This is a genomic window from Peribacillus sp. B2I2, assembly GCF_041261685.1.
Lineage (GTDB): Bacteria > Bacillota > Bacilli > Bacillales > DSM-1321 > Peribacillus.
On record NZ_JBGCCB010000001.1, the window covers coordinates 16129 to 32789 of the forward strand.

18 protein-coding genes are annotated in these 16661 nt (G+C 40.1%); all 18 read left to right on the forward strand.

All coding sequences use genetic code 11. The annotated features are described in order from the left end of the window. Window positions 1–144 precede the first annotated feature (144 nt). The 18 genes from ABIE66_RS00095 (at window position 145) to ABIE66_RS00180 (ending at window position 16611) form a co-directional block, all read left to right on the forward strand. Window positions 145–912 (forward strand): TatD family hydrolase, encoded by a 768-nt coding sequence (locus ABIE66_RS00095; RefSeq protein WP_370013550.1) that lies wholly within the window; start codon window positions 145–147, stop codon window positions 910–912. 239 nt (window positions 913–1151) lie between these two features. Further along, complete coding sequence (locus ABIE66_RS00100) at window positions 1152–2345, forward strand: resuscitation-promoting factor (protein ID WP_289323287.1); 1194 nt, start codon at window positions 1152–1154, stop codon at window positions 2343–2345. A gap of 257 nt (window positions 2346–2602) precedes the next feature. Continuing rightward, window positions 2603–3166, forward strand: coding sequence for a ribonuclease M5 (rnmV, locus tag ABIE66_RS00105; RefSeq protein WP_289323288.1), 564 nt, complete (start codon window positions 2603–2605; stop codon window positions 3164–3166). Next, entirely contained in the window at window positions 3159–4037 is an 879-nt protein-coding gene (gene rsmA, locus ABIE66_RS00110) for a 16S rRNA (adenine(1518)-N(6)/adenine(1519)-N(6))-dimethyltransferase RsmA (protein WP_289314099.1), read from the forward strand. The genes rnmV and rsmA overlap by 8 nt, the downstream gene beginning before the upstream one ends. 199 nt (window positions 4038–4236) lie before the next feature. Then, window positions 4237–5115: a sporulation peptidase YabG gene (gene yabG / locus ABIE66_RS00115; RefSeq protein ID WP_289314098.1), complete on the forward strand. Its 879-nt coding sequence runs from the start codon at window positions 4237–4239 to the stop codon at window positions 5113–5115. A 313-nt stretch (window positions 5116–5428) separates the two neighbouring features. Then, a complete protein-coding gene (veg, locus tag ABIE66_RS00120) occupies window positions 5429–5680 on the forward strand; it encodes a biofilm formation stimulator Veg (RefSeq protein ID WP_034316343.1) in 252 nt (83 codons plus the stop codon). 151 nt (window positions 5681–5831) lie between these two features. Next, entirely contained in the window at window positions 5832–6008 is a 177-nt protein-coding gene (locus ABIE66_RS00125; RefSeq protein WP_089364277.1) for a small, acid-soluble spore protein, alpha/beta type, read from the forward strand. A gap of 331 nt (window positions 6009–6339) precedes the next feature. Beyond that, window positions 6340–7209: a 4-(cytidine 5'-diphospho)-2-C-methyl-D-erythritol kinase gene (ispE, locus tag ABIE66_RS00130; protein WP_289314097.1), complete on the forward strand. Its 870-nt coding sequence runs from the start codon at window positions 6340–6342 to the stop codon at window positions 7207–7209. A gap of 61 nt (window positions 7210–7270) precedes the next feature. After that, window positions 7271–8095 (forward strand): pur operon repressor, encoded by an 825-nt coding sequence (gene purR, locus ABIE66_RS00135; RefSeq protein ID WP_370013551.1) that lies wholly within the window; start codon window positions 7271–7273, stop codon window positions 8093–8095. 13 nt (window positions 8096–8108) lie between these two features. Further along, on the forward strand, window positions 8109–8483 hold the full coding sequence (locus tag ABIE66_RS00140) for a RidA family protein (RefSeq protein ID WP_289314095.1): 375 nt from the start codon (window positions 8109–8111) through the stop codon (window positions 8481–8483). 101 nt (window positions 8484–8584) lie between these two features. Then, on the forward strand, window positions 8585–9016 hold the full coding sequence (locus tag ABIE66_RS00145) for a hypothetical protein (RefSeq protein ID WP_289323292.1): 432 nt from the start codon (window positions 8585–8587) through the stop codon (window positions 9014–9016). Window positions 9017–9313: 297 nt separating this feature from the next. Beyond that, window positions 9314–9610: a septation regulator SpoVG gene (spoVG, locus tag ABIE66_RS00150; protein WP_034316332.1), complete on the forward strand. Its 297-nt coding sequence runs from the start codon at window positions 9314–9316 to the stop codon at window positions 9608–9610. Window positions 9611–10274: 664 nt separating this feature from the next. Beyond that, window positions 10275–11648 carry a bifunctional UDP-N-acetylglucosamine diphosphorylase/glucosamine-1-phosphate N-acetyltransferase GlmU gene (gene glmU / locus ABIE66_RS00155; RefSeq protein WP_370013552.1) on the forward strand — a complete coding sequence of 458 codons (1374 nt, stop codon included), beginning with the start codon at window positions 10275–10277 and terminating at the stop codon, window positions 11646–11648. A gap of 15 nt (window positions 11649–11663) precedes the next feature. Continuing rightward, window positions 11664–12617 (forward strand): ribose-phosphate diphosphokinase, encoded by a 954-nt coding sequence (locus tag ABIE66_RS00160; protein ID WP_289314093.1) that lies wholly within the window; start codon window positions 11664–11666, stop codon window positions 12615–12617. A 314-nt stretch (window positions 12618–12931) separates the two neighbouring features. After that, a complete protein-coding gene (locus ABIE66_RS00165) occupies window positions 12932–13912 on the forward strand; it encodes a sulfonate ABC transporter substrate-binding protein (RefSeq protein WP_370013553.1) in 981 nt (326 codons plus the stop codon). Window positions 13913–13924: 12 nt separating this feature from the next. Next, window positions 13925–15097, forward strand: coding sequence for an FMNH2-dependent alkanesulfonate monooxygenase (gene ssuD / locus ABIE66_RS00170; RefSeq protein WP_370013554.1), 1173 nt, complete (start codon window positions 13925–13927; stop codon window positions 15095–15097). Further along, window positions 15060–15845 (forward strand): aliphatic sulfonate ABC transporter permease SsuC, encoded by a 786-nt coding sequence (ssuC, locus tag ABIE66_RS00175; RefSeq protein ID WP_370013555.1) that lies wholly within the window; start codon window positions 15060–15062, stop codon window positions 15843–15845. Before ssuD ends, ssuC begins: the two co-directional genes overlap by 38 nt. A 13-nt stretch (window positions 15846–15858) precedes the next feature. Next, window positions 15859–16611 carry an ATP-binding cassette domain-containing protein gene (locus tag ABIE66_RS00180; protein WP_370013556.1) on the forward strand — a complete coding sequence of 251 codons (753 nt, stop codon included), beginning with the start codon at window positions 15859–15861 and terminating at the stop codon, window positions 16609–16611. Window positions 16612–16661 lie beyond the last annotated feature (50 nt).

Here is a 16661-nt window from a genome sequence, read left to right on the forward strand (position 1 = left end):
TGGAAACAGTAAATTATAAAGGTTTTATTAGTTCTATATTTACTTGTTGGGCATATAGGCTCCTTTGTAATCTTTTTGTTACCTAAATGTGAAACATAAAACTTTCATTTTTTAATAAAATAGTGCTAGAAAGGAAGAAAAATAATGTTATTTGATACACACGTACATGTTAATGCGGAACAATTCAACGAGGATCTAGAGGACGTCATAGAAAGAGCTAAGGAAGCAGGAGTGAACAATATGGTAGTCGTTGGTTTTGACCGGCCTACTATTATAAGGGCAATGGAATTAATAGAAGCTTATGATTTCATGTATGCCGCAGTCGGATGGCATCCTGTTGATGCTATCGATATGACCGAGGAGGACTTACTATGGATCGAGGAATTATCCAATCATCCAAAGGTTGTGGCTATAGGTGAGATGGGCCTCGATTATCATTGGGATAAATCACCGAAAGATGTTCAAATGGAGGTGTTCCGGAAGCAAATCCGTTTGGCGAAAAAAGTGGGTCTGCCCATTATCATCCATAATCGGGAAGCGACTGCGGATATCGTGAAGATATTAAAGGAAGAAGAGGCCTCAGAGGTAGGAGGAATCATGCATTGCTTTAGCGGAAGTGCAGAAACTGCCTTGGAATGCATTAATATGAATTTTTATATTTCATTGGGCGGCCCTGTGACCTTCAAGAATGCAAAAAAACCAAAAGAGGTGGCAGCAGCCGTACCTTTAGACCGTTTATTGATTGAAACCGATTGTCCATATTTAGCTCCCCATCCTTATAGAGGGAAGCGTAATGAACCTTCGTATGTGAAGTTTGTTGCTGAACAAATCGCAGAAATCAAACAGCTCACAATAGAGGAAGTTTCCAAGGCAACAACGGAAAATGCCAAGAAATTATTCGGCATTAACTGACAGTTTTTTTTACAATATCTCCCGGGATTCGCTAGCTAAAATCGCATTTTTTTAGGATTCTACAAATCTCACTCCAATTATAGGCTTATTATGTCGAGAATTCGCCCTTTCCTTTTTAATGTGGAATATGCATAATAGGTATTAATTTCCTTAATGAGAAGTGAATGGGTTGACAGCTTGATAACTATGTCTATATAATCACCGGGAGGAAGGAGGAGTTTTTCATTCTATTAAAAACTATGAAAAACCTTATTCCCAAACCTTTTGGGAAGAAGAGAATGGCAATTGCCATATGCAGTGCGATTCTTGTTTCTACAGCATTGGGAATACTTATCTATCAAGGAACAAAGCATACAGTCACAATTATGCTAGATGGAAAAAAAGAGGTAGTGCGGACACACGCGGCTACTGTAAATGATATGTTGAAAGATTTAGAGATTACCGTTCAAGCAGCAGACTATGTCCACCCATCAAGAAACACAGAGGTTGATGGTGATTTAGAGGTGGTTTGGAAGCCTGCACAAAAAATCGTCATGGTACAAGACGGTAAACCGAAGGAAGTTTGGTCCACTGCCGATACGGTAGACGAACTTTTAAAAGAACAAGATCTTAGTGTGAAGGAACATGATAAGATCACGCCTTCAAAAAATACGAAGCTGAAAGCGGATATGGAAGTTGCCATAGACAAAGCCTTTTCACTGAAATTAGTTGTAGGTGGGGAAGAAAAGCAGGTATGGTCAACTTCGACTACTGTCGCTGACTTTTTAAAGCAACAAGGAGTAAAGCTCAATGATTTGGACCGAGTTGAGCCAGAATTAGCCGGAAAAGTTGAAGCTGAGAATACGGTAAACGTAATTCGAATTGAAAAAGTCACCGATGTAGTGGAAGAACCAGTTGACTTTGCTGTCATAACTAAAAAAGATGACTCTTTATCAAAAGGGAAAGAGAAAGTTGTCAAAGCAGGAAAAGACGGACTGATTTCCAAAAAATATGAAGTTATTAAAGAAAATGGCAAAGAGGTCAAAAGAGAATTACTATCAGAAAAAGTAGTTAATAAAAAGCAGGATAAAGTTGTCACGGTTGGAACTCAAACGACGGTTGCCCAGGCATCACGCGGAGTAACTAACGTTAGTTCTTCAAGTGGAAAAGAAATATACGTATCATCAACGGCTTATACTGCCAGTTGTAAGGGCTGTTCCGGTGTCACGTCTACAGGCGTGGATCTAAAAAGTAATCCGGGGGCGAAAATCATAGCTGTCGATCCAAGTGTGATTCCTATGGGATCGAAAGTATATGTAGAGGGCTATGGCTATGCAGTGGCTGCTGACAAAGGCGGAGCAATAAAGGGAAATAGGATTGATGTCTTCTTTTCCTCAAAAGATGATGCCTATCGCTGGGGTGTAAAGAAAGTTAAGATTCGCGTATTGAACTAATAAGGTTTCTCTCGCAGGAGATGAATTCGTCTCCTGTTTTTTGACGTTTTATTTTCCATTTGTTGAAAAACCCTATATAAAACTGTTTTAATAAGATAGACGTCTCAATATTCCATAAGATTTCATAATCGTTTAAACTTTCATAAATGATGTTGACTGGTTTCATTCCTATGAAAATGGGTGGGTGTCTTACGGGGACCAGTTACGTTTATAAAGAGCCAATCAAAGCGCTTGCGCTTTTCTGTATGGAGGAAAACATGAAAAAGATTAAAGAAATTATTGTTGTAGAAGGTAAAGACGATACGGTAGCGATAAAAAGGGCTGTTAATGCTGATACAATAGAAACGAACGGTTCCGCGGTGAATGATTCCTGTATTGAGCAGGTGAGGCTTGCACAAAAGACACGTGGAGCCATCATTTTCACAGACCCTGATTTTCCTGGCCAAAAAATCAGGAATGCAATTTCAGAACAAGTAAAAGGCTGCAAACACGCCTTTTTAACGAAGAAGGAAGCCCTTCCTAAGTCAGGTAGAGGGATAGGAGTTGAACATGCTTCTCCTGAGGCAATTCGTAATGCTTTAAAGGATGCCCAACTAATGGATGAAGAGGCTTCAGAAGAGATTTCACAGCAGGATTTAATAGATGCAGGTTTAATTGGAGGATCCGGTGCCAAGGAACGAAGGGAAAAACTTGGATCCATTTTGAAAATCGGGTTTACCAATGGTAAACAGTTATATAAGAGACTAAAAATGTTCCAAATATCAACTGAGGCTTTTGCTGAAGCGATGGTACAGATAAATCAGGAGGAAAAAAATGAATAAGGATATTGCAACCCCTGTCAGAACGAAAGATATATTAAAGAAGTACGGATTCTCTTTTAAAAAGAGCTTAGGTCAAAACTTTTTAATCGATACGAATATCTTGAAACGTATTGTCGAACATGCAAATTTGACAGAGGAAAGCGGTGCCATTGAAATTGGGCCGGGGATCGGCGCGCTGACGGAACAATTAGCGAAAAGTAGCAAAAAGGTTACGGCCTTTGAGATTGATCAGCGACTACTGCCCATCTTATCGGATACACTGTCTCCTTATAACAATGTAAACATCATTCATGGCGATGTTCTAAAAGCTGATGTTAAGAAGGTCATCGAGGAAGAATTTGCTGGCTTCTCGGACCTGATGGTTGTTGCAAACCTGCCTTACTATGTCACGACGCCCATCATTTTAAAGCTATTGTCCGAGGATCTGCCCATTAGAGGCATCGTGTGCATGCTGCAAAAGGAAGTGGCTGATCGAATTGCCGCTAAACCTGGGACAAAGGAATACGGTTCTTTATCCATTGCCATTCAATATTATACCGAAGCTGAAACAGTGATGATCGTACCCAAAACGGTATTCATGCCTCAACCTAATGTTGATTCAGCTGTAATCCGCCTTACTAGGCGGGTTAAGCCAATCGTCGAGGTCCTGGATGAGGATTTCCTCTTCATTGTGACCAGGGCGAGTTTTGCGCAGCGTCGGAAAACGATTTTAAACAACTTAACCAGTCAGCTGCCAGATGGTAAATCGAAAAAAGAACTTATACTTGCCGCTCTCGAAGCCGCGGAAGTGGATCCTTCCAGACGTGGTGAAACACTGAGCATCAAAGAATTTGGACGCTTGAGTGATGCGTTATTGCCAAATTTTAAATAAAGGATATGTGAAAATTCAAAGTCGGAACGGGGTCACTCCCAGCTTCCGGCTTTTTTATTTTTAAATTGGCCTACCATGAATGGAACGTAACCAAAATGAAGTCAATCCCACCTTTCACCATTCAAGAATGGTTCGCATAACTTAAGAATGAAAATAAACTGAGGCGGGCTGAAAATAAGTCTTCTCATGGGGTGGGGCCATGAATATTCAAATAAACGATATTGTTGGTCGGGTTTCTTATAAATGTGACGTGTTGTTCCGGGTAATCGATATCCATGATATTGACGGAAGACGACAAGCTGTTCTTTATGGGGAAGATATCCGATTGATTGCAGATGCACCTTTTCAGGATTTAATAATCATAAATGATAATGAAAGACATGATCGGCAAAGGTCGAATGAGGTACTTCAAGAACAATCTTACCGCTTATTAACACAAGATTTAGAGTTACAACAACAAAAAAACGGCTATCAATCCAGTAATGGATATCGTTATAGCGGTGAATATTTTCAGATACCAGGCAGGGTCCTCCATGTTGATGGGGATGCATCATACTTAAGGAAATGCATGGATCTATATCAGAAATTCGGTATTCCGGTCAATGGTATCTATTGCAATGAAAAGGAAATGCCCCAAAGAATCGGGGGGTTATTGGACCACTATCGGCCGGATATCCTTGTTGTCACCGGTCATGATGCCTATTCAAAATCAAAAGGACCAATGTCCGATATCAACGCCTACCGTCACTCAAAGGATTTTGTACAGACAGTAAGAGAAGCGAGAAGGAAGGTTTCTCATTTAGACCAACTGATTATATTTGCCGGAGCTTGTCAATCGCATTTTGAATCGCTAATACAAGCGGGGGCAAACTTTGCAAGTTCCCCTTCCCGTGTTAATATACATGCTCTTGATCCAGTGTATATTGTCGGAAAGATAAGCTTTACGCCTTTTTCTGAGCATATTCATGTATGGGATGTCCTTCGGAATACATTAACGGGAGAGAAGGGGTTAGGGGGAATTGAGACAAAAGGAGTGCTCCGGACCGGGTTGCCTTTCAAGCCATTTCAGGAAGAATGAACGAGCTGCATTTTGAAAGAATGCAGCTTGCTTTCATCGTGCTAGAATTCGGATATTATCACAAAATACCAGGGTTTTTGTTAAGAAATGACACTAGGTGAGGATTTAATTACGAAAATTCGGCTTAATGAATAATGAAATAGTTCGTTTACATAATTTTTCATTTCCCAGGATATAATAAAAATGTTCGCGATTTTGCCGAATTTCAGATAAAAATATATTGACTACATTTTTAAGTGCTGATATAATTTATTATTTTGTTTGCGTATATTTATAAATTGTGATATACTTAACTTAGTGAGGTGGACCGAAAATGCCAAAAACTCTAGCTGACATTAAAACTGCACTTGATTCAAACCTAGGTAAAAGATTGCTCTTAAAAGCAAACGGTGGAAGAAGAAAGACTGTAGAACGTTTTGGAACTTTGGCGGAAACTTATCCGGCTGTTTTTGTAATTGAGCTCGACCAAGATGAAAATGCGTTTGAAAGAGTATCTTACAGCTATGCGGATGTTTTAACGGAAACCGTAGAACTAACATTTTTAAACAAACAACAAGAGATGTAACTTAGAGGAGGCGGCGAACAATTATGTTTGCTGCTTTTTGTTTTGTATAAAATATCCTGTGAACTCCAATAAAGGCTTAAAAAGGATGTAATGAAATAGCGTATGATGCAAACACTAGGCATGTGACAGCATGTGAAAGGGGTTGTTTCGCTTGGGCAGGAAAAAAGGGATTATGTCAAATGATCTTAAAGAAGAATTGGCAAAAGAACTTGGATTTTACGATGTTGTCCAGAAAGAAGGCTGGGGAGGAATCCGGGCCAAGGACGCAGGGAACATGGTAAAACTTGCTATCGAAAAAGCACAACGTCAATTGGTGAACAAGGAGTAAGATAAAACACTTAATTGCATCATGCTGTCCTATTGAAGAAGCCAGACTCTTTATACAATGTATAGCTATATTCATTTTTGCTTACATTGTAGATATGGAGTCTGGTTTTTTTATGTATCGGTGATGCTATATGGATATGTAGCAAGTCTTTTGGGAAGCAGGAACGTGCTGCTCACCCATGTGCCTACATGTGCCTACATGTGTCTATTCTCCTCTAAAGGTCAGTCTTAGCTTCATTACATTGAAATTACGATGAAAAAACCTTTAGAATATAAACAAATATGATAGAATAGGACAAGAACTTTTAAGAACGTTAAAGTAGGTGGACATATTGAAGCTTATGGAAAAAGCCCCGGCTAAAATTAATTTGGCTTTGGATGTGCTTTTCAAACGGCCTGATGGGTATCATGAGGTGGAAATGATCATGACGACAGTCGACCTTGCCGATAGAATTGAACTAAAGGAAATAAAGGGAAATCATATACAAATTCTATCCCATAATCGATTTGTTCCGGATGATCATCGGAATTTAGCTTATCAAGCCGCATTTATTCTAAAGGAACGTTTTGGAATCAATAAAGGTGTTTCTATAACTATAGAGAAAAATATCCCTGTAGCCGCAGGACTTGCTGGTGGAAGCAGTGATGCAGCAGCTACGTTGAGAGGATTAAATAGACTGTGGAAGCTTGGTCTTTCCATGGATGAACTTGCGGAAATAGGAGCTGAAATTGGCTCTGATGTTTCATTTTGTGTATATGGAGGTACGGCATTGGCCAGAGGGCGCGGGGAAAAAATCACGCATCTTCCTGCACCGCCAAAATGCTGGGTCATCTTGGCCAAACCGACAATCGGTGTTTCGACTGCTGATATATACAAAAGGCTCCAAATTTCAAAAATGGAGCATCCGGATGTACCTGGAATGATTTCGGCTATCAAGGAAAACAATTATCACGATGTATGTGGGGGATTGGGCAATGTTCTGGAACAAGTGACATTGCAGTTATACCCAGAGGTTGCGAACATTAAAGATCAAATGAAGACATTTGGAGCAGATTCGGTCTTGATGAGCGGAAGTGGTCCGACCGTTTTTGGTTTGGTGGAACATGATTCGCGCATGCAAAGAATTTATAATGGGCTTCGGGGATTTTGTGATCAAGTTTATGCGGTCCGTTTATTGGGTGATCGAAACAATCTTGAATAGAAACGTACATTAGTGGTATAGTTGCTATATAATATTCGGAATTCACAAAGGGGGTGTCTCAATGAAATTTCGTCGCAGCGAGAGGCTAGTCGATATGACCAATTATTTATTAGAACATCCGGGGGAATTGGTTTCACTGACTTATTTTGCTGAAAGGTACAGTTCGGCAAAGTCCTCGATCAGTGAAGATTTGACAATCATCAAGGATACCTTTGAACAACGCGGGATAGGATCTTTAACGACCGTTCCAGGTGCGGCGGGTGGAGTGAAATATATTGTCTCCATCAAGGAAGAAGAAACCAATGTTTTCATTGACGGATTATGCGATACGATCGCTAGTCCCGAAAGGCTACTTCCTGGCGGTTATCTATATATGACAGACATATTAGGACATCCGCAAACCGTGAATAAGGTTGGAAGGATAATCGCTTCAATGTATGCCAAGAAAAATGTCTCAGTCATCATGACAATGGCAACTAAAGGGATATCATTAGCATACGCCGTGGCAAATTATTTGAATGTTCCAGTTGTCATTGTAAGTAGGAATAATAAAGTAACGGAAGGTTCTACAGTGAGCATCAATTATGTTTCAGGCTCTTCAAAGAGGATTCAGACGATGGTACTCTCTAAAAGAAGCTTGGTTGAGGGTTCGAATGTATTGATTGTAGACGATTTCATGAAGGCTGGGGGTACCATTAACGGTATGGTCAGTTTATTGGATGAATTTAAGGCAACAGTTGCCGGAATAGCGGTGCTGGTCGAATCCGAACATACGGAGGAGTGCCTTGTCGAGGACTATGTTTCTTTAATCAAGTTGACACAGGTGGTCGAAAGAGACAAAAAAATCAAGGTCAGCCGTGGGAATTATTTTACGAAAAAGGAATAGGGGGAATCATTTCATGAAAACGATACATACGGATGAAGCACCGGCAGCGATCGGCCCATATTCACAAGGCGTGATCGTGGATAAGTTATTTTTCAGTTCAGGACAAATCCCACTTACTGCATCTGGCGAGATGATAACAGGGAATGTTAAGGAACAAACACACCAGGTCTTTAAGAATCTCCAAGCGGTATTGAAAGAAGCAGGAGCCTCATTGGAAACGGTCATTAAAGCTACTGTATTCATTAAAAGTATGGAAGATTTCGGTTCGATTAATGAAATATACGGAGAATATTTTTCTAACCATAAACCTGCTCGCTCATGTGTAGAGGTTGCCCGGCTTCCTAAAGATGCACTAGTGGAAATAGAAGTGGTTGCGCTCGTTAAATAAACGGGCGTTTTTTTTATTTTTTGGCTCTGTTAATGGCTGTTGTTGATTTCCTCAATCAACACTGTTTATGAATGGTATAATTGGAAAAAAGAGGTGTGAGTATGAGGAAATTATTATGGATTTTCGGTTTGCTTGTTATCATTATGGCGTTAGGAGGATGTTCAAGTTCTTCTAAAACTTCGGGTTCTTCCGAGGTAAAAGCAAAAGTTGTTGGCTATGAAATGGTACAGAAGAACGGTGTATTAAGTGATAGAAAAGGTATATCAGAGAAAGATGATGTGAAAAAGATTGAAAACATTACGGCAGATGTAAAATGGGATAAAACAGCATCAGTTAATAAAGATAGCAAAGAAGATGCTGTTTTTTGGTTTATAGACGAGGATAACAAGGAAGGGCAAAAATATAAGGTGTGGTTCGACGAAAGTGGTTCTGCGGACGTGCAGGATGAAAAGCAGGTATGGGGCGTTTTGGAAGGGAAAGACGGTGAAACATTATCCTCTATTTTCAAACTTCAACTTAATGAACAGAAATAAAGAATAGAAAAATATTAAGCTAACAGGTGCGTTAGTTCCATAGGATGCACTTAAGAAGACCACTTTTGGGTGGTCTCTTTTATTTGTTCAAAAATCAACATTAATCTTTAACAAAGCCTATTTTTTAAGGGGAATTCGTAATGGGTAATTTTCCTATAATATAAGGGGTATTTATAGTATTTTTGAAAACTAGGCTGAATTTTCTAAAAAAATTACAGATAATAGAAGGAGTTCACGTTTTTTTGTTGAATATGTACTTTAAGTTTTAACAACAACAAAAAGGGATGGTGAGCTTAAATGGAAGTAACTGACGTAAGATTACGCCGTGTGAATACGGATGGTCGTATGAGAGCTATCGCATCAATTACACTGGATAATGAATTTGTGGTTCATGATATTCGTGTGATCGACGGAAACAATGGTTTATTTGTAGCAATGCCAAGTAAACGAACTCCAGATGGAGAATTCCGGGATATCGCTCATCCAATCAATTCCTCGACACGCGGGAAAATTCAAGAAGCTGTCTTGACAGAATATCACCGATTGGGAGAACTTGAAACTGAACTAGAGGAAGCTGGAGCAGGAGCTTCTTAATTAACTTACCTTTAAACTTTTATTTTATAATTCGTGCATCTAGAGCCTACTTCATTAGTAGTGCTCTTTTTTATTTTATTCTGAAACGATAAGTTTAGAACTTATTCCCTTTCCAGTTAGTAATTTTACTAAAATGGTATATATTATGATGCCATCTTCAATGATTTAAGTACCCCTCCTTTTTATTTTTCAAACCTTTTTATACATCCTGATATATTAAAATCCCTGTAAGCGGATGGAAGGAATACCATTATGAAAATTATCATAACCTCCAATGACGTGAATATGAGATGAATCGGCAACCTGATATCGGAATGGGAGTTAACAATCGATGCAGTGCTTCCTAATGGCCTGTACATAGGGTGTAGTGCGATCATGGTAGTGTTTTGGGATGATGGGAGTGACTGGTGTTAACAGGGGAAGAAGGCGTAATTTCTGTATTATGCTAATAATGAAAATGACATTGATCAAGCAAATATTATTATTTGAATGATTAAAAAGACTGCTAACAGGTCCAATAATAACGTTTGAAGGAAGTCGGAATTTGAATTATTTCTTACCTTCGCGGTTGACAATTATATGTACTTTTAATTGTTACCTTGAAAAGAATCACTATATGAGATAATATTTTTAGTGGATAAAAAGGTGAAAATGGAGGCCTGTTATGAGTAATCGCTATGCAATAATATTGGCCGCTGGGCAAGGTACTAGGATGAAATCTAAGCTTTATAAGGTTTTGCACCCTGTTTGCGGGAAACCAATGGTACAACATGTTATCGATCAAGTCAATCAACTTCAAATAGAAGATATTGTAACAGTCATTGGTCATGGAGCTGAAAAAGTTCAAGAACAACTTGGTGATTCATGCAAGTATGCCTTACAAGATCAGCAATTAGGTACGGCACATGCTGTAATGCAAGCGGAAAGCGTTTTATCCGTTAAAAGTGGAACGACCCTTGTGATTTGCGGAGATACGCCTTTGATCAAAGCGGAAACGATGAAAGAGCTTATAGCATTGCATGAGCAAAGTCAGGCGAAAGCAACAATCTTAACAGCATATGCAGATAACCCAGCTGGCTATGGAAGGGTCCTTCGAGGTGAAGGCGGACTTGTAGAAAAAATCGTCGAGCATAAGGATGCCACTGATGAAGAAAGATATGTTAAGGAAATAAATACCGGTACATATTGCTTCGATAACCAAGCATTATTTAGCGCGCTGAAAAAGGTTTCAAATGAAAATGTCCAGGGAGAATATTACTTACCGGATGTTATTGAAATTTTAAAAGAAGAAGGGGAAGTGGTGACGGCCTTCCAATCCAGTGATTTCGAAGAGACATTAGGTGTAAATGACCGAGTGGCTTTATCGCAGGCTGAGCATATTTTACGGAAACGCATTAATGAATCGCATATGAGGAATGGCGTAACGATCGTCGATCCGCTTACAACGTTCATTGAAGCGGATGTGCAAATCGGACAGGATACGGTCATTAACCCTGGGTCATTCATAAAAGGAAAAAGTATTATCGGACAGGATTGCTTGATTGGCCCGAATACGGAAATCAGTAATTGTGAAATCGGTGATGGAACGGAAGTCCTACAATCGGTTGTACACGAAAGCAATATTGGAAGTTTGGTTAAAATCGGTCCTTTCGCACATGTTAGACCTCAATCAGATATTAAGGATTCCGTTAAAATCGGTAATTTTGTCGAAATTAAAAAGGCCGTTTTTGGCAAAGGAAGCAAGGCCTCTCATTTGAGTTATATTGGCGATGCAGAGGTTGGGGAGAATGTTAATATAGGCTGCGGATCTATTACCGTGAATTATGATGGGAAAAATAAATATTTGACGAAGATTGAAGACAATGTCTTCATAGGCTGCAATTCTAATCTAGTTGCACCTGTGACGATAGGAAAAGGAGCATATGTGGCTGCTGGGTCAACCATCACGCAAGATGTACCGCAGGAAGCCCTATCCGTTGCTCGGGCTCGTCAAGTTAACAAAGAAGATTATGTCAAGAATTTGAAATTTAATAAATAACCGACGGAGGTCATCATGTCAAATCAGTATTTAGATCCTAATTTAAAAGTATTCTCTTTAAATTCAAACTTCGATTTAGCACAAGAAATCGCTGCTGCAATCGGTGTTGAACTTGGAAAATGTAGCGTAACAAGTTTCAGTGACGGTGAAGTTCAGATTAATATTGAAGAAAGTATTCGTGGCTGTGACGTTTACGTAATCCAATCAACAAGTCAACCAGTCAATGAAAATTTAATGGAACTTTTAATTATGATCGATGCTCTTAAACGTGCTTCAGCTAAAACGATCAATATTGTAATGCCATATTACGGTTATGCCCGACAAGATCGTAAAGCACGTGCGCGTGAACCAATTACAGCTAAACTTGTCGCAAATCTTTTAGAAACTGCTGGTGCCCACCGTGTAATCACATTAGATCTTCACGCGCCACAAATTCAAGGTTTCTTCGATATTCTGATCGATCACCTTGTTGCTGTTCCAATTTTAGCTGATTTCTTCAAGGAAAAAGATTTAAGTGATATCGTCATCGTTTCCCCTGATCATGGTGGGGTTACACGGGCACGTAAAATGGCTGATCGCCTAAAAGCACCGATTGCCATTATCGATAAGCGCCGCCCAAGACCGAACGTGGCTGAAGTCATGAACATCATTGGTAATATTGAAGGGAAGACAGCAATACTGATTGATGACATCATCGATACTGCAGGCACTATTACACTAGCGGCCAATGCCCTTGTAGAGAATGGTGCTAAAGCAGTGTATGCTTGTTGTACACACCCAGTCCTTTCAGGTCCTGCCATCGAAAGGATTCAAAATTCAACGATTAAGGAATTGGTCGTGACTAACACGATTGCCCTATCTGAAGATAAGAAAATCGATAAAATTGTTGGACTCTCTGTAGCACCTTTGATCGCAGAGGCGATTATTCGTGTCCATGAGGAACAATCAGTCAGCACATTATTCGATTGATAATAAAATAAACGAAAACACGGCGGGCCTTCGGGCTCGCCGTGTTTTCGTTTAAAAGTTTCAGAAAATATTTAATTCTTAGTTGACAGATATGAATACTGATAATAAAATGACTATACAAATATTCAATTCATATTTTCTGAAATGAAAAACTGTACTAACGCAAGTGCATACTGGTTAACGCCGATCGGACTACCGAAGGCTCCTTTTCACTTACCATTGAACATTAGGCATCTTTTTGCCCTATTGTCCTATTGGTGAAGGAAAGGAGCCTTTTATTTTTATATAAATAGTTTAAGAAGGGTGTGCAGAATATGAAGAAAAAACGAAATTTGTGGCTGATTTCCATTATTAGCATCTTCATGCTGATATTAAGTGGATGTGGGCAGGAAAAGAACAGTTCCAAAAGTGCTGACGCAAAAGAAACGGATAGGACCATTCGAATCGGTTATCAAAAATTCGGGACATTAAATATTTTAAAATCCAAAGGGGAGCTGGAAACACATTTAAAAGAATTGGGATATACCGTCGATTGGACTGAATTCCCTGCGGGACCTCAGCTACTTGAAGCCTTGAATGTCGGCAGCCTTGATTTTGGGCACACAGGGGAGGCGCCACCGATATTTGCACAGGCAGCCAAGGCTCCGCTTGTCTATATTGCTAATCAGCCCGCAAACCCTTCAGGAGAGGCTATAGTCGTGCAAAAGGATTCGCCCATTAAAAATGTGAAAGATTTAAAGGGAAAGAAGGTTGGTTTGAATAAAGGTTCCAATGTTCATTATCTATTGGTCAAAGCTTTAGAGGAAGCAGGTCTTACTCTTGATGATATTACTCCTGTCTACCTACCGCCGGCAGATGCGAGGGCCGCTTTTGAAGGAAACCAAATCGATGCCTGGGTAATATGGGATCCATTTTTATCAGCGGCCGAATTGGAACTAGAAACGAAAACGATCCGGGATGGAGAAGGACTAGTGGCGAATCGTGAATTCTTTTTGGCAACGGATTCATTTTCCGAGAACAAAGAGGCTTTGAAGATCATCAAAGAAGAACTGATAAAGGTTGATAAATGGATTGAAGAAAACCCAAGCGACGTCGCTGAATTTTTATCTCCAGAAATTGGGATTAGTGTGGAATCATTAGAAAAAACATTAAAAAGAAAAGAATATGGACTTGAGGAGATTTCCAGTACGGTTTTGGATGATCAACAAAAGATTGCCGATACATTTTTTAATCTTAAATTAATTCCAAGCAAGATTAATGTTCTAGATGCATCTGCAGATGTTAAAAAAAATTAAGGGGGAAATAAAATGAAAGTATTTTGGTTTTTGCCATCACATGGAGAAAGTCGCTATTTAGGATCGACAAAGGGAGGGAGGGCGATTACACTTCCTTATTTAAAGCAAATAGCACAGGCAGTCGATCATTTGGGGTTTGAAGGAGCGTTGCTTCCAACGGGGCGGTCTTGTGAGGATGCATGGGTAGTGGGTTCTTCATTGATTTCCGCAACGGAAAGAATGAAATTTTTAGTTGCGGTCAGACCTGGTTTAATGTCGCCGACCTTGGCTGCCAGGATGGCTTCAAGCTTCGACCGACTTTCGAATGGCCGTCTATTAATCAATGTAGTAACTGGAGGGGACCCGGTCGAATTGGCAGGTGATGGCGTATTTCTGAATCATAAGGAACGATATGGACAAACAGATGAATTTCTTGATATCTGGAGAAAAGAAATGACTGGGGACAAAGTGGACTTTGAAGGGGAGCACTTAAAGGTTGAAGGCGGGAACATTCTGTTGCCATCTGTACAAAAACCGTACCCACCACTCTATTTTGGTGGTTCATCCGACCCTGCCATCGATATATCAGGAAAGCATATTGATGTGTACTTGACCTGGGGTGAGCCGCCGGAGCAAGTAGCTGAAAAAATTGAAAAGGTACGTAAAAAAGCAGCAGAGTATGGGCGTGAAGTCAGATTTGGCATTCGCATGCATGTCATTGTGAGGGAAACGGAAGAAGAAGCTTGGCAGGCAGCGGAGGAACTCATTAAATATGTGGATGATGAGATGATTGAAAATTCACAAAAGATTTTTGGGCGATTTGATTCGGTGGGACAGAAGCGGATGTCGCAACTTCATAATGGAAACAGGGATTCACTCGAAATTAGTCCAAACTTATGGGCGGGTGTAGGTCTTGTGCGCGGTGGTGCCGGTACAGCACTAGTCGGAAGTGCAGAAAATGTTGCCGCCAGAATGAAGGAATATGAAGAAATCGGTATAGAATCCTTTGTTTTATCTGGATACCCTCATCTGGAAGAAGCGTATCGTGTTGCGGAATTATTATTTCCTTTGCTACCTGTTGAACGGCTGCAAGTTCCCATTTCAAAAGCTACGAGCCCATTCGGTGAAATACTGGCTAATGACCACTACCCTACAAAAGGAAGTGAAAATGAAGATGCAGAAAAAGTTAAACAAAAAGTTCAATAGGTTCCACCTCATATCATGGCTTGTGCCCATTCTGCTATTGGTAACTTGGCAGCTCCTGTCTTTGTGGGGGATTCTGTCGGAACGGATATTGCCTGCCCCGACTGAAGTCTTTCAAGCTGGCGTCACTTTATTGAAAACAGGGGAACTTATAGATTATATCGGCATCAGTGCCCAGCGTGCCTTCATCGGCTTTTTAATAGGAGGGATTATAGGTTTTGTACTAGGTTTATTAAATGGATTATCGTCCATTGCTGAAACCTTATTCGATACATCGCTTCAGATGTTGCGTAACATTCCGCATTTAGCTTTAATACCACTGGTGATCCTATGGTTTGGTATAGAAGAAGAAGCGAAAATTTTCCTTGTCGCTTTAGGGGTTCTATTTCCTATTTATTTAAATACATTTCATGGAGTTAAATCGGTGGATAAGGATTTAATTGAAGCGGCAAGGGTTTATGGGTTAAGTGGTCTTTCTTTATTCTGGAATGTGATCCTCCCTGCAGCCTTTCCATCCATTTTGGTGGGTATCCGCTTCTCCCTTGGAATCATGTGGGTCACATTAATTGTCGCAGAAACAATATCCGCTAATTCCGGAATAGGATATATGGCTATGAATGCCCGGGAATTCATGAGGATGGATATTGTTGTTCTCAGTATTCTCTTATATGCATTATTAGGAAAAATATCGGACGTTGCGGCCAAATTAATTGAAAAAAGATGCTTAAAGTGGCATCCATCATACCAATGAGGAGGTCATTAATATGATAAATGGAAATTCGTTGGAATTGCAGGGCGTAAGAAAGGGTTTTGGGGAGTTTGAAGTTTTAAAGGGAATGGATCTCACTTTTAAAAAAGGGGAATTCGTAGCCATTGTCGGTAAGAGTGGATGTGGAAAGAGCACCTTGCTGCGTCTTGTGGCAGGACTGGAAAAGCCGACGGGCGGGAAGATACTGGTGAATGGAAAACCATTGAATGGATTGAATAAATCGTCACGTACGATGTTTCAGGATGGAAGGCTTTTTCCTTGGAAAAGAATCCTTCAAAATATTGGTGTCGGCTTAAAAGGGGATTGGAAGTCAAATGCTATGGAATTACTGGAGCAAGTGGGCCTTGCAGATCGAGCAAATGATTGGCCGTCCGTTTTATCTGGTGGGCAGAAGCAAAGGGTAGCCTTAGCGAGGGCATTGGTGAACCAACCTGACATTCTCCTCTTGGATGAGCCGTTAGGGGCATTGGATGCTTTGACGAGAATTGGCATGCAAAGGCTGATTGAAGAATTATGGAGGAAAAGGAATTTTACTGCCTTACTTGTTACACATGATGTTGAAGAAGCCGTACTGCTTGCCGACCGTGTCATATTAATTGAGGAAGGCAAAGTCGCCATGAATAAGGAAATCAATCTGCCGAGACCACGGAAAAAGGATAGCATTCAATATTCCTCACTAGCAGCCCAAATCCTTAACCGAGTCATGCAAGTTGAGGGGGAAAGGGAAAACAAAGCGATTCACGCTTAAATTCAAGAAAAAAGATTATACGGTGAATTCCTATGTTTACCATATGTTTA

Coding starts and splice junctions, on each gene's coding strand:
- ABIE66_RS00160 (WP_289314093.1), top strand. CDS start 11,664: ATGTCAAATCAGTATTTAGATCCTAATTTAAAAGTATTCTCTTTAAAT.
- veg (WP_034316343.1), top strand. CDS start 5,429: ATGCCAAAAACTCTAGCTGACATTAAAACTGCACTTGATTCAAACCTA.
- ABIE66_RS00165 (WP_370013553.1), top strand. CDS start 12,932: ATGAAGAAAAAACGAAATTTGTGGCTGATTTCCATTATTAGCATCTTC.
- yabG (WP_289314098.1), top strand. CDS start 4,237: ATGAATATTCAAATAAACGATATTGTTGGTCGGGTTTCTTATAAATGT.
- ABIE66_RS00100 (WP_289323287.1), top strand. CDS start 1,152: ATGAAAAACCTTATTCCCAAACCTTTTGGGAAGAAGAGAATGGCAATT.
- ABIE66_RS00145 (WP_289323292.1), top strand. CDS start 8,585: ATGAGGAAATTATTATGGATTTTCGGTTTGCTTGTTATCATTATGGCG.
- ssuC (WP_370013555.1), top strand. CDS start 15,060: ATGAAGATGCAGAAAAAGTTAAACAAAAAGTTCAATAGGTTCCACCTC.
- rsmA (WP_289314099.1), top strand. CDS start 3,159: ATGAATAAGGATATTGCAACCCCTGTCAGAACGAAAGATATATTAAAG.
- purR (WP_370013551.1), top strand. CDS start 7,271: ATGAAATTTCGTCGCAGCGAGAGGCTAGTCGATATGACCAATTATTTA.
- glmU (WP_370013552.1), top strand. CDS start 10,275: ATGAGTAATCGCTATGCAATAATATTGGCCGCTGGGCAAGGTACTAGG.
- ABIE66_RS00140 (WP_289314095.1), top strand. CDS start 8,109: ATGAAAACGATACATACGGATGAAGCACCGGCAGCGATCGGCCCATAT.
- rnmV (WP_289323288.1), top strand. CDS start 2,603: ATGAAAAAGATTAAAGAAATTATTGTTGTAGAAGGTAAAGACGATACG.
- ssuD (WP_370013554.1), top strand. CDS start 13,925: ATGAAAGTATTTTGGTTTTTGCCATCACATGGAGAAAGTCGCTATTTA.
- spoVG (WP_034316332.1), top strand. CDS start 9,314: ATGGAAGTAACTGACGTAAGATTACGCCGTGTGAATACGGATGGTCGT.
- ABIE66_RS00095 (WP_370013550.1), top strand. CDS start 145: ATGTTATTTGATACACACGTACATGTTAATGCGGAACAATTCAACGAG.
- ABIE66_RS00180 (WP_370013556.1), top strand. CDS start 15,859: ATGATAAATGGAAATTCGTTGGAATTGCAGGGCGTAAGAAAGGGTTTT.